The organism is Microbacterium sp. NPDC079356, from assembly GCF_049545465.1.
Taxonomy (GTDB): Bacteria; Actinomycetota; Actinomycetes; order Actinomycetales; family Microbacteriaceae; genus Microbacterium; species Microbacterium gawkjiense.
The window spans coordinates 1-12,053 of record NZ_JBMWDN010000005.1 but is presented as its reverse complement, the minus strand read 5'-3'; the positions used below and the strand labels follow the sequence as shown (position 1 = coordinate 12,053).

General features: G+C 65.7%; 12 protein-coding genes and 1 pseudogene. 8 read left to right on the top strand and 5 right to left on the bottom strand.

All coding sequences use genetic code 11. The annotated features are described in order from the left end of the window. Positions 1-61: 61 nt before the first annotated feature. Together ACPEH0_RS11650 and ACPEH0_RS11645 are read left to right on the top strand one after the other, a co-directional pair. On the top strand, positions 62-535 hold the full coding sequence (locus tag ACPEH0_RS11650) for a MarR family winged helix-turn-helix transcriptional regulator (RefSeq protein WP_366214208.1): 474 nt from the start codon (positions 62-64) through the stop codon (positions 533-535). A 562-nt stretch (positions 536-1,097) separates the two neighbouring features. Further along, the gene (locus ACPEH0_RS11645) at positions 1,098-1,955 is read left to right on the top strand and encodes a hypothetical protein (RefSeq protein ID WP_366214207.1); all 858 of its coding nucleotides are present in this window, start codon (positions 1,098-1,100) and stop codon (positions 1,953-1,955) included. Positions 1,956-2,319: 364 nt separating this feature from the next. Here the strand turns inward: ACPEH0_RS11645 and ACPEH0_RS11640 are convergent, their stop codons facing one another. Then, positions 2,320-2,694 (bottom strand): hypothetical protein, encoded by a 375-nt coding sequence (locus ACPEH0_RS11640; protein ID WP_366214206.1) that lies wholly within the window; start codon positions 2,692-2,694, stop codon positions 2,320-2,322. Positions 2,695-2,848: 154 nt separating this feature from the next. On the opposite strand from ACPEH0_RS11640, the gene ACPEH0_RS11635 reads away from it, so the two are divergent. Both ACPEH0_RS11635 and ACPEH0_RS11630 read left to right on the top strand, forming a co-directional pair. Next, entirely contained in the window at positions 2,849-3,238 is a 390-nt protein-coding gene (locus ACPEH0_RS11635) for an IS5 family transposase (protein ID WP_007929259.1), read from the top strand. After that, positions 3,201-3,521 (top strand): annotated as a pseudogene (locus ACPEH0_RS11630) (transposase); the annotation flags it as partial. The gene ACPEH0_RS11635 and the pseudogene ACPEH0_RS11630, both read left to right, overlap by 38 nt. 105 nt (positions 3,522-3,626) lie before the next feature. Here the strand turns inward: ACPEH0_RS11630 and ACPEH0_RS11625 are convergent. Continuing rightward, positions 3,627-4,796, bottom strand: coding sequence for an ATP-binding protein (locus ACPEH0_RS11625; protein WP_366214205.1), 1,170 nt, complete (start codon positions 4,794-4,796; stop codon positions 3,627-3,629). Between the two features lie 153 nt (positions 4,797-4,949). Between ACPEH0_RS11625 and ACPEH0_RS11620 the strand changes: the two genes are divergently transcribed. After that, positions 4,950-5,093, top strand: a complete 144-nt coding sequence (locus ACPEH0_RS11620; RefSeq protein WP_423719072.1) for a hypothetical protein — start codon at positions 4,950-4,952, stop codon at positions 5,091-5,093. A gap of 597 nt (positions 5,094-5,690) precedes the next feature. After that, a complete protein-coding gene (locus tag ACPEH0_RS11615) occupies positions 5,691-6,422 on the top strand; it encodes a matrixin family metalloprotease (protein WP_366214204.1) in 732 nt (243 codons plus the stop codon). Between the two features lie 900 nt (positions 6,423-7,322). On the opposite strand, the gene merA is transcribed toward ACPEH0_RS11615, so the two are convergent. Further along, on the bottom strand, positions 7,323-8,699 hold the full coding sequence (gene merA, locus ACPEH0_RS11610; RefSeq protein WP_366214203.1) for a mercury(II) reductase: 1,377 nt from the start codon (positions 8,697-8,699) through the stop codon (positions 7,323-7,325). A gap of 99 nt (positions 8,700-8,798) precedes the next feature. Here merA and ACPEH0_RS11605 point away from each other — a divergent pair, with 99 nt between their 5' ends. Continuing rightward, complete coding sequence (locus ACPEH0_RS11605) at positions 8,799-9,188, top strand: heavy metal-responsive transcriptional regulator (RefSeq protein ID WP_054682943.1); 390 nt, start codon at positions 8,799-8,801, stop codon at positions 9,186-9,188. A gap of 14 nt (positions 9,189-9,202) precedes the next feature. Here the strand turns inward: ACPEH0_RS11605 and istB are convergent, their stop codons facing one another. Next, positions 9,203-10,003, bottom strand: a complete 801-nt coding sequence (gene istB, locus ACPEH0_RS11600) for an IS21-like element helper ATPase IstB (RefSeq protein WP_054682946.1) — start codon at positions 10,001-10,003, stop codon at positions 9,203-9,205. Beyond that, on the bottom strand, positions 10,000-11,694 hold the full coding sequence (istA, locus tag ACPEH0_RS11595) for an IS21 family transposase (protein WP_366214319.1): 1,695 nt from the start codon (positions 11,692-11,694) through the stop codon (positions 10,000-10,002). Before istA ends, istB begins: the two co-directional genes overlap by 4 nt. 191 nt (positions 11,695-11,885) lie before the next feature. On the opposite strand from istA, the gene ACPEH0_RS11590 reads away from it, so the two are divergent. Continuing rightward, positions 11,886-12,053, top strand: a 168-nt coding sequence (locus tag ACPEH0_RS11590; protein ID WP_366214318.1) for a transposase, incomplete at its 3' end; no start/stop codon positions are given.

Genomic DNA, 12,053 nt, shown 5'->3' with positions numbered 1-12,053 from the left:
CTGAGCAAGTGACGGTAGCCCGGATCGCTTGACTGAGCAAGTCATGACATAGGCTCGGAAGGTGGCTGCGGACGACGACCTCTCCCCCGACGACCTCGAGACCTGGTCGTCGCTGGCGACGCTGCTCGAGTGGCTGCCCGCGGCGCTGGACGCCCAGTTGCAGCGGGATGCCGCACTTACCCACTTCGAGTACGGCATCCTCTACGCCCTGTCCCGCGCCGAGGACGGGCGGCTGCGGATGAGCACGCTCGCCGGGTACGCCCACAGCTCGCTCTCGCGCTTGTCCCGCGCGGCGACCCGCCTCGAATCGCGCGGATACCTCCGCCGTGAGACCGACCCCGCGGACGGCCGTTACACCCTCGCGATCCTCACGGATGCGGGGGCCGAGGTCCGTCGCGCGGCGGGCCCCGGCCACGTCGATCTGGTGAGACGCGCGGTGCTCGACCGGCTCACCGCCGCGCAGCAGAAGCACCTGCGGACGATCACCGCCCGCATCCTCACCGGCCTCGGCGATGAGCCCGGGTGGAGCGCGTGACGCAGGCCTGAGCCGTCTGGCGCAAGCTTCCAGGGACCCGAATCGTCGTCGTCCCTGCGACCGCGCGACAGTTCGCGTCCCCGGAGCACGACCGCCGGATGCAGACATGCGCCGTACGGCGATGATGCCGACGCAACAGCGTGGATCATGAGGAAGGCGTCCAGAGCCGTCGAGCTACGAGCCGTGACGAGTTCAGCCAGCTTCGCACCGCGAGGCTCCCGCGTGCCGGTACGCGGCTTCTGGACGAAGCTCGTCCGAATGGGTACGCCCGATCGGCGGGTATCAGTGAGCGTCGTCTCGAGGAGCGTCGCTCGACTCGGGCGCGACGAAGGGCGAGGGGAGCGAAGCTCGGGCGCCGCTAAAGCTTGCAGTCGTTTCCGCCTACCCCTCGCATCCGCTCCTGCCGCCGAGAATCGGCCGTTCGGACATCTGTGGAGCGCAAGCCCTGTCCCCGCCGGACGAGGTATCTTCGTGCAGGCCGGGCGCGCGGTCACCGTCCAGGTGCCGCTCGTGGAGGAGGCTGCACTCCCCGTCCCCGCACGGTCGTGAGAGGAGGTTCTGCATGAGCACCCGTACCGTTCAGCTGGTGGGCAGCAACGAGGAGATCATCGCGGTCGCGCGTGCCGCTCACCAAGCCATCGCCGCGGACCGCGGGCTCTCCAATCGACTGCTCCCCGCCGTGATGCGCCTGTCGCGGGAGCGCCGCGACTTCATATCCGGGCCGCGCGACGCGATCCCTGTCCCGCGCCGTTCGGACCTCGGAACAGGCTCCCACGACCGTGCCTGGGGCACCGTGCTCACCTTCGCGCTGCTGGCGGTCGTGACGGCGGCGTCGATGTTCCTGCCGCCCGTTCGCGGCGTCGTCGTCGACATCGAGATCGCGCTGCCGCTCGTCATCATCGCGACGCCGATCGCCGCCGTGCTGCTGGTGGTCGTCGGGTTCCTCGCCCGGCGGGCCTCGCCCTACCCCGCATACGTGGGGATGGTGATGACGGTGATCGTCGCCGTCGTCCTCGCGCTGCTCATCGGATACCGGATGATCGTCGGCACGGCATCCCGCGGCGTGCCCTTCACGCAGGAGCAGCTGGGATCGTGGTTCGTGGCCGGGGGCATCCTGCTGGTCGAACTGGTCGCCCTGGCGGTGATCTTCGCCCGCCGGCGCGGCAGCGCGACCAGCCCCGCGCGCGGCGCCGACGCGCGCGCCGACCGCAGCCGCGACGATCAGGCGCTCCGGAAGGAAGCAGTGCGGCTGGCCGCCTTCCGCCCGGATGCCGCAGACGCCGCCGCCCTGTCATCGCGATGGGAGGCGGCGCTCACCGCCGCGGGCGCCTCCGACGAGACCCGCGCGCAGGCTCGGCAACTCGGCCCGGTGCCGTGGCTCGTCTGGGCGCATTTCGATGGCGAGATCGAGCTTCGGTGAACGTGCCACTCCCACGGCCCGCCGTAGACGTCGAACACGATCGACTCTCCGGTCTCATTCGTCGCCTGGAACCGCCAGCCGAACAGTCCGCAGGCGCAGTCGGCGACGCGCCTCTGTTGCTGACGCCGGCGGAGGCCGCGGAGGTGCTACGAGTCGACCTGTCCGAACTTCGGACGATGCGCACCATCGGCATCGGGCCCGACTATCACGACGTGGGCCGCGGTCTCATCCGGTACGCGCGGGACAGCGTCCTAGCGCTCGTTGGTGATCCTCGACGGGAGCGCGCATCAGCGGCAGCGCTACCGGTCATTCCGCCCCCAGGGCGGGTCGGGATGGCACGGTCCGCCGAGCTGGAGAACGTCACCTAAGGGTTCGCGGAGACGATGAAGGTGTCGGTCTCCTCCGCGCATTCTTCGGGCAGGTCTTGACTATTGACGAAGCCGCCACCCAGTCTGATCGTGTCCCCCAGGCTGTAAGTCTGGCTCCTGTAGAGGATGGCCTCGCCGTCGACGGCGATCGCATCATCGGGGAACACAGGCACCACGGAGGAATCACCAGATGCGATCGTGAGACACCCTGACTCGCTCCGGGTCAGAGTGCCAGCAAACGCGGCGCCATTCCCACCTTCGCCTGTTGGCTTGTAAGTAGCGACGGTCAACTCGTCAGTACCGGCACACCCCGCCAGCATCACGGCGAGCAGCGAGGGAACAATCACGAGCGACCTAAGCTTCATCTTCATCTGCTTAGTAGTTGTACCGTGGCCGGGTGCCGCTGGGCGCGTACTGGAGCTTCGAAAAGATGGCGAAGGAAGCGCCGCCGCCCTTGTGTACTCCGAGGACTACTAGGGCGTGTTGATCAAGAGGTTCCGCTCCTCGGTGGGTGAGTCTTGAACGGTGACGCGACAGGAGATCTCTGACGAGGTGTGGGCCGTGATGGAGCCGTTGATGCCGACGGTGACCGGTCGGTCGCGGCCGTGGACGGATCACCGGCTCGCTATCGAGGGGATGGCGTGGAAGTACCGGACCGGTGCGCCGTGGCGTGACGTTCCGGAACGGTTCGGGAAGTGGAACTCGATCTACAAGCGGTTCAACCGGTGGGCCGGAGACGGCACCTGGCAGAAGCTGCTCACCGAGGTGCAGAAGCAGGCCGACGCCGCTGGGGAAATCGACTGGGTCGTCTCGATCGACTCCACGATCGCGCGCGTGCATCAGCACGGCGCGACCCTCGCCCGGGACACAGGGGGCTGTGCCGAATCACAAGAATCCGTGGTCCGAGCCGCCTGATCACGGGATCGGACGCTCCCGCGGCGGGCTGACGACCAAACTGCACCTGGTCTGCGACGGCCGCGGCCGGCCGCTGAGCATGATGATCACCGCCGGGAACATCAACGACACCACGATGATGAGCGCGGTGCTGGAGAACATCCGCGTTCCCCGCGACGGGAAGGGCCGCCCCCGCACCCGCCCCGACCGGGTGCTCGCCGACAAGGGGTACCCCTCAAGGGCGAACCGCGCCTGGCTCCGCGACCGGAGGATCGCGGCGACCATCCCCGAGCGGGACGACCAGATCGCGCACCGCCGCAAGAAGCCGGGCCGGCCGATCGCTTTCGGCGACAAGCAGAAGCGCAACTCGCGGCGGCTGGCCACCCCGCACCTTCTTGATCAACACGCCCTAGGCGTCCAGTTGCCTTGCAATGAATGCGGCCATGCCGGGAACGGTGAAGGCGACGACTCCGTGTTCCGGGGCATACACCAAGCCCTTCCCGATCAGCGCGGCGCGGGTCGGGCCCAAGCTTTTTGGACTCTTGCCGAGCCGTGACGCGATCTCTCCCGAGAAACTACCGGCGTCTCCGTCCGCAGCCATCGCTCTGAGGTAGTGCTGTTCTGACCGAGTGGCCCGGTCCCATCGCGCACGGAAGAAGCCGTTGTCCAGCTGATTGTTCCCGTGAGCGATCCCGAGTTCGGCGTCAGTCTTTGTGATGACAGGACCCGCTGCGACGTTCCAGGTTTCCTGGCCGTACTGCTGCAGAAAATATGGGTAACGACCGGAGTTCGCCACCACGAGAGCGACGGCTTCATCCTCCCACTCTGCGTCTTCCTGCGCAGCGGGGATTGTCAGAGCCTCGGCGACGACGCTCTCATCAATCTGTTGGATCTTGAAGTAGTGGATCCGCTCCGCGTAAGACTTCGCCTCAGCCAGGATCCGCGGGAGGCTCGGCAGGCCCGCGAACGCGAACAGAAGCGGCCATTCATCCTGGGCCGCTGCGTGAGCTATCGCGCAGAGGGTCGCGAGTTCGTCTGGATCTAGATCCTGTGCTTCGTCGATGAAGATCGCCAGGCCGACCCCCTCTTCTTCGGCCGCTCCCGACAGGTCTCGCAACAGCTTCCGCAAGTCGGTATCAAGAATCCCCGTGTCAGCCCCACCTCCGTCTGATCCCGAGAGATCTAGCCCAAAAGACCAACTTCCAGTGGCGTCATACGACGCGTTGAAGGTAAGCGCAGTTCTCAGCGCCTTGAGGAGACGCTTTCCTGCCGTTGGCCGTGCCAGATCGGACAGGGGCCCATAGAGTGCTTCTCCCAGGAGCTCGCGCAACGCCTTCCCGGTGCCCGCCTCCACCTGCGCAGCAATCCACCCGCGCTTGATGGCATTGCGGCGAAACTCAGACAGTAAGACTGTCTTTCCAACGCCGCGCAGCCCGTATAAGACGAAGGGCTGATCGGTTCGCCCACGTTCCGCCCGCTGCAGCGCGGTAAACCACGCGCGTAGCCCGTCGTCTCGGCCGACGAGGGCAGCCGGCTTCCGTCCCGCGCCCGGCGAGTATGGATTGCGAACGGGATCCACGCGAACTCCCATCTACTGAAAACTACCAATATCTAGATAATCACTAGACTTAGCTAGATAATCATAGAAGCTTAGCGTGAGCATCGCTGGCTCAGGTGGCGCCAAGCGCTTGAGCAAGCCAGCCGAAGCGTCTCGAGCGCGCACGCTCCGTCGGTGTTGTCCGATCCCGAAGCGCTGGCGAGATTGAAGGCAGCCGGGTTCCTGCAGGCGCCCGTCGTGGAAACGGCCGATCAGTCATGGTCGGGGTTCCGTCCCGACAAGATCGACGACGTTGCCAAGAAGCGAGCTGCTCGATGAGGGCGGGGGCGGTCGTCGACGGCCCGCTGCTGCTCACGCCGGCGGAGGCCGCGGAGGCGCTGCGAGTCGACCTGTCCGAACTTCGGACGATGCGAGCAGCTGGCGCGGGACCCGACTTCTATGACGTCGGGCGAGGGCTCATTCGGTACGTGCGGGAGAGCGTGGTGGCAGCGATGAGTGAGTCGGATTGATCGACGGCCTCTACTGCATCACTTGGACGGCGACATGGGGAGGATTACCTCATTCATCCAGCTGAGTGTCGACAGGGAACCATGAGCTCCCCTAGAGTCCCAGACGACGGCCGCCATTAGGACGGCTTCCTGGGGGGAACATGAAATCATCAAGACTTGGTGTACAACTAGGCGTCGCCGCGATCGCAGCCTCGTTCTTTCTTCTGCCAACGCCAGCCGCCGCTGAGACGTTCGCATGTGATGAGGCTGTGGAATCCGGGCAGATTTGGGCTAGCGAGCTGGATGAGGTAGCTAATTGCACCGATCTAGGCGACCTGATCATCCGAGACGATGCCTCGGGTGTCGGCGCTGTGCTTCCGGAAAGGGGGACTTCGGTCACTTACAGCGCCACATCGGCAGAGCCGGGGTGGAAGTCCCCGAATTCACGGTCGCTCAATCTGAAGACGGAGAGATCGCCACGCTCTCGATGACGCATGACGCCGTCGAGATCCAGGGTTCACCCTCGGTAGCCGCGGAGTTTTCGCTGGCCGAGAACCCTGTCTTCGACCCCGTGGTGACTCCATTGGCAACCAGCCCGAAATGCGACAGCTACGCGTACTCAATCTCAAATGAACGCTGGCTCTCCACAGCAAAGTGGTGGTACAAAACTCCCAGCTTCGGCGGCCAGGCGCGAGTTGCGGGCGCGTTCACTGCCATGGCAGACGGCATCGGAGCATGCGGTCAAAACAAGCCAAACAGCGCCGCGCACGCATATCAAGGCACCACGAGCACGTCAGCCAACATCAACGATTCACTCTGCCTTGCTAACGACCTCAAGAACGTCGTCGATGGCGGCCCGCTTTCCAGCGGGACACTCGCGGGCACATGCACATGGCGCACATCCGGCCAAATCATCAACGCAGATATCAGAATCGACACTTCCAGCCGCTCTTGGTACACCGGTTCGTCAGTCACAGGATGCTCCGGCGCCTACGACCTGCAGGGAGTGATGACCCACGAAGCCGGTCACTTTTTCGGCCTGAACCATGTAGCTCTAGCGACCCAGCAGGTCATGATGCCTGAGTCACCCACCTGCCTCACTTCACAGCGCAATCTCGGCAACGGAGACCTGGCCGGAATGAAGGCGAGATACCCGTGAGTAAACGAGTGGCAATAGTGCTCGGAATCGTTGTCGTAGTCGTTGTCGCAGCACTCGTTGCGCTTTACGTGACGGGCAACCTGGGCAACCGGATAGTGCCCTGAACGAACGACCAGCGATCGTATCCCGTATAGCGTCTTCCTGTGGGCGTTGCGAGTCAACGTGTCCTGACCCCGGCGACGTGGGCCTCCGGCCAAGGTCGACCTTTCGTCACGTCGGCCCTGGGCTTCCCTCGCTGCATGTCGCGGGCGCGACGAATCCGGCGAGGCGCTCCTCTCTCCAGAACCCCAATTGTGGCTTCCGCACGGACCGACCGCGGCGAGAGCGCCGATGAAGACCTCCCATGTCTCGATCAGTCCGTCCATGGCTGGATAGAGTCCGAGGACGAATCGGCGCACCACGCCGACCACAATCCAAGCGAGAATCTAGGCCAAGTGGTGGAGGCGGCGACCCGAGCTCCCGAGGAAGACGCGACATTTGCCTCGACCGGGCTTAGCCCGGTCGGTCCACCTCTTCGCCGTCAGCGCTCTAGGGTGGCGTCGTCAGTACGACCCTGACGTGCTCCGCGACTGGGCGTCCGTCTCAGTGCCTGCACAGACGCTGTCGGCACGAGGGTTCGCTCCGCACCAACGCGAGTCATATCGACGGCCAGCGACGGCTCTGCGCGGCGCCCCTCCGCCTCGGCCTTGCGAGCCTCTTCGGTTGTCGTCCGGTAGACGCGGTAGCGGCTGACGGCGGGGGTCGCCTCAGCGAGAGCGCGGGCCGCGGCTTCGGGCTTCGACCTGCCGCCTGGGCCGTCGAACACGTCTCGCGTGACTTTGTCAACCTGATTTGGCCCCGGGGTGACGGTTTGAAGTGGCCCCGTCGTGGCGGCGGGTCGATGTGGGTGGCTGTCTGTTGTCAGGCGCAGCAGGAAGTGGGGAGTTCGTTGCGGAAGAGGTTCGCAGTGAGGCGGATGCCTTCGGCCATGGTGAGGTACGGGGCCCAGGTGTCGGCGAGTTGGGTGACGGTGAATCCGGCTTTGATGGCGTAGGTCGCGGCGAGCATCATCTCGCCGGCGGTGTCGGCGAGGGCGTGGACTCCGAGGACTTTGCCGGTGTCGGCGTCGGCGACGATCTTGATGCCGCCGCGGGTGTTGTGGTTGGCGATGGCTCTGGGCACGTCGGCCAGTCGCAGGTATCGGCAGGCGCATCTGTATCCGGCGGCGATGGCTTCGGCTTCGGTGATCCCGGCCGAGGCGAGTTGGGGTGAGGTGAACAGGACGGAGGGCAACCCGGTGTAGTCGACCTGCTCAGAGTGACCGAGGGCGTTGTGTGCGGCGATCTTCCCGGTCCTCGCGGCGACGTACACGTACTGGGGCACGTCGGTGACGTCGCCGGCGGCGAGCACCGCCGGGTTCGTGGTCCGCTGTTGTTCGTCGACAATGATGAAGCCGCGGGTGTCGGTCGCGATGCCCGCAGTGGCGAGGCCGAGCCCGTCGGTGCGGGGGGTGCGGCCGGTGGCGACGAGGACGCGTTCACCGGTAGCTACTTTCCCGGTGCGGGTGAGGACTCGGACCAGGTCGTCGTGTGGGGTGATCGTTGCGGCGCGGTCGCCTATGACGGTGATTCCGTCGGTCAGGAAGGCTTTGCGGAGCTCGGAGGAGAGTTCTGGTTCGGCGTGCGGGGCGAGCCGGCCGATGATGGTGACCTCGACCCCGAGCCGGGCGAACAGCTGGGCCTGTTCGAGGCCGACGAATCCGCCGCCGATCACCACGAGCGAAGCGGGCAGCTCGGTGAGTTCCATCGCCGTGGTCGACGTGAGGTAATCGATCTGCTCGAGGCCGGGGATCGTTGGGATGGTCGGTTCGGCGCCGGTGGCGATGAGATACGACTTGGCGCGAACCGGTCGTCCATCGACGAGCAGTGTTGAGGGATCGGTGAATGTTGCGGTGCCGGGGAGGATGTCGAACCCGTAGGCGGCGGCGATGTCGGCGTACTTGGTCTGGCGGAGCATGCCGACCAGCTCATCCTTCTGCTGCACGAGCGCGCCGAGGTCGACGGCCCCAGCGGAGGTGGCGGCGCCGGGGAACGGGTTCGTGAGCGCGGCGTGGCGGGTGTGCGCGGCCGCGAGGAGTGTCTTGGAGGGCACGCAACCCACGTTCACGCAGGTGCCACCGAGCGTGCCCGATTCGATGGCGACCACGCTCGCCCCCTCGAGTCGGGCGTGGATCGCCGCGGACATCGCCGCGCCGCCCGTCCCGACCACCGCAAGATCGAACTCGTTGTGCTGAGTCATGATGCCTCCTCGGGTGGACCGGGCCGCACGTGCGGCCCTATGCGACAGAATGGACCTTCAAGCATGCTTGAAGGTCAAACTGACGGTGGAGGTGTCACGATGCGGATCGGAGAACTCGCGGAGAAGGCGAGGACGAGACCGTCGACGCTGCGGTACTACGAGGAGCGCGGGCTGCTGCAACCGCCGGAGCGCACCCCGGCCGGGTACCGCAGCTATGGTGACGAGACGGTGCAGCGGCTCGAGTTCATCGATCGGGCTCGCGCGGCGGGGCTCACCCTTGCGCAGACCGCGGAGATCCTCGATGTTCGCGACACGGGTGGTTCGCCGTGCGCTCACGTGCTGGATCTCCTTGACCGCCGGCTCGTGGAGATTGATGAGCAGCTCGAGCAGCTGCGCGCCCTACGAGGGAGCATCGTCGAGCTTCGGGCGCACGCGACGGCAACGGCGTCCGAAGCCTGCACGCCGGAGTCCATCTGCCGCTACCTCTGATGACTTTCGGATCGCTACTGCCGCTGACGGGTGTGGTTGAGGCGGTACGAGGTGGTGCCGGTTTCGATGATGGTGCCGTTGAACGTGAGCCGGTCGACGATTGCCGCACACAGGCGCGGGTCAGTGAAGGTCTTCGTCCACCCGCTGAACGACTCGTTGGATGCGATCGCGACGGAGTTCTTCTCTTCCCGCTCTGTGAGGACCTGGAACAGGAGTTCGGCGCCGCGTCGGTCGAGTTCCATGTAGCCGAGCTCGTCGATCAGGAGCAGGTCAACGCGTCCGTACCGGTTGATGGTGCGGGTGAGTTGTTTCTCGTCGGCGGCTTCAACGAGCTCGTTCACGAGCTTCGTCGCCAGGGTGTACCGGACGCGGAAGCCCTTCTCTGCAGCGGCGGTGCCGAGGCCGATGAGGAGATGCGACTTCCCGGTGCCGGAGTCCCCGATCAGACACAGCGGATCGCCGCGGCGGATCCAGTCCCCGTTCGCGAGCGTATGGATCGTTGCAGGGTTGACGTTCGGATTCGCGTCGAAATCGAAGTCCCCGAGCCACTTGTTCCTCGGGAACCCGGCTGCCGACACGCGGCGGACAACGGACCGGCGGTCCCGGTCGTCGCACTCGGCGAGGAGGAGCTCGGCAAGGAACCCTTGGTAGGTCAGCTGCTCACGTTCCGCGGCCGTGATCGCTTCGTGCATCACCGCCCGCATGGTGGGTAAACGGAGCCTGCGGCAGGCTTGGTCAACTGCGGCCGCGGCGGCTTCTTCGGTCAGCCCGCGCTGCCGACGCAGGGTCGTGGTGACATTCGTGGGGTTGCTCATGATCCGGCGATTCCTTCTCTCTCATCGGTGACCGGCGGTTCTGGTTCGGAACGTCGGTTAAGGAGTTCGTCGTAGTGCGCGACGGATGGCAGTGGCCGCCGGTCGGCTGGGAGTCCGGCGATCACCGCGGCCGGATCCATGAGGCGACGCTGGGTCAGGCTGACAACTCGCTGCACGTCACGTCGTGGTTGTTCAACGCGATGACGGTCTGACTCGGGCCCGGCGGCGTGCAGTCGGGCTTCGACCGCGACGACGTCGGCGGACACCGCCCCGACCGTGAGGGCGGCACGGATCCCCGCGATCACGTCGACGGTTCGCATGGTCCTGTGGAGCAGGAGCACATCGATCAGAGCCCTTGTGCCGGCGCTGTCGCCATCGACCTTCCGCGCTTGCTGCCAGAACGCGTCATGCGCTGTCGTGAACACGCTGGCTTCGCGTGCACGGGCCAGCGCGGTGGACCCGGACAACGCGCCGGGCTTGCGCCTGAGGACCTCGAGGTAGTGGTCAAGGTTGATCGACTCCCCGCCGCGGGCCACGACCCGCTCGTGCCGAGCGACCTCGGCGTGGCCGTCGAACACCACGAGTTCAGACGCCCGCAACGAGACCCGCACCTTCCGCCCGATCAGACGGGCGGGCACGGAGTACCTCGCCATCCGCACGGTGATCAGGCTCGAGCGGTCTACCCGCGGGTAGAGCACCAGGCCAGGATCGAACCGCTCGCCTGGCAATGGCGTAAGGCGGGCTTGTTCGTCGATGAAGTCTTGCCCGACAGTGCGGATCCGGGTGTTGATGCGTCGCTCGTTGTCGCGGGCGTCCCACCGGCGGATCTGCTCGTTCAACTCGGCGAGCGAGTCGATGACCGGCATCGGCGACAGCCAGGTGCGGCGAAACCGACCAACTTCGCCTTCGACGCCACCCTTCTCGTGGGCGCCGTCGATTCCGGGCTGGCAATAGAACGAGTCGAACCCGTAGTGCGAGCGGAACAGTACCCATCGGTCGTTCTCTACTCGGCTACGGCCCTTCCCATACAGCACCGTCTGTACCGCGGCAGTGAGATTGTCGTACCGGATGTGCCGGGTCGGGATCCCACCTATCTCGTCGAACGCGTCGATATGTCCTTCCAGGAACGCTTCCTGCGATTGCGTCGAGTACACCCGGTGCACCGCCTTCCCCGAGTGCGAGAGCCGGAACGTGAACACGTGGCACTTCGTTTTCACCCCGCCAAGGATCACCCAGACCTCGCCGAAATCGACTTCGGCTTCCTCACCAGGTGCGTGTTCCTGTGGGACGAACACCTCGACGCGGCGCCCGGCTGCGGCATCGATCTGGGCACGACGTACGCGCACGTAGTCGCGGACCGTCGAGTACGACAGTCCCGCCGCTTCGTGCTCGTCGACCAGCCGCGCGAGAACCCTTGTCGCCGTGTGCCGCTGCTTACGAGGCGCGTCCAGATCCTGAGTGAGCATCGCGTCGATCACCGCCTTGTACGGCCCCAGCCGTGGAGACATCCGTGACGGTATCTTCCGCGGCGGCGGAATTGGCAACGCCAAAGCCTGCCGCACCGTGCGACGGTGGACCCCGAACCTGTCTGCCAACGCGCGCACCGATAGCCCGTCGACGCGCGAGGCACGGCGGATATCCGCGAACAATTCCACTTTCGACCCCTGCCGGGCCCGCTCATCCTGAAGCAACACGAAACACACGCTCAGGTGGGGCCAGATCAAACCGTCAGAACCGCCCCGGCAAGTCAGAAAGTGGGGCCACTCCTAGCCGTCACTCCGGGGCCAAAACAGACTGACAGAGCCAACCTGGAGGGCGTGAGGAACGAATCGGTGACAACTGATCGTTAGTGCCGGGAGGCGCTGGCGGGGAGGATGTCATCATGCCCGGTCCCTATCCCAGAGAGTTCCGCGAGGACGTTGTCGCGGTCGCTCGGCGTCGTGAGAGCGGCGTCACCATCAAGCAGATCGCCACTGACTTCGGTATCAGCGAAGCGACGCTGCAGAACTGGCTCCGCCAGGCCGATGTCGAGGACGGCAACCGTCCCGGT

Bases quoted from the DNA above. Each gene is read 5' to 3' on its own strand.
- merA (WP_366214203.1), bottom strand. From the start codon at position 8,699: ATGACTCAGCACAACGAGTTCGATCTTGCGGTGGTCGGGACGGGCGGC.
- istB (WP_054682946.1), bottom strand. From the start codon at position 10,003: ATGAGCAACCCCACGAATGTCACCACGACCCTGCGTCGGCAGCGCGGG.
- ACPEH0_RS11640 (WP_366214206.1), bottom strand. From the start codon at position 2,694: ATGAAGATGAAGCTTAGGTCGCTCGTGATTGTTCCCTCGCTGCTCGCC.
- ACPEH0_RS11645 (WP_366214207.1), top strand. From the start codon at position 1,098: ATGAGCACCCGTACCGTTCAGCTGGTGGGCAGCAACGAGGAGATCATC.
- ACPEH0_RS11605 (WP_054682943.1), top strand. From the start codon at position 8,799: ATGCGGATCGGAGAACTCGCGGAGAAGGCGAGGACGAGACCGTCGACG.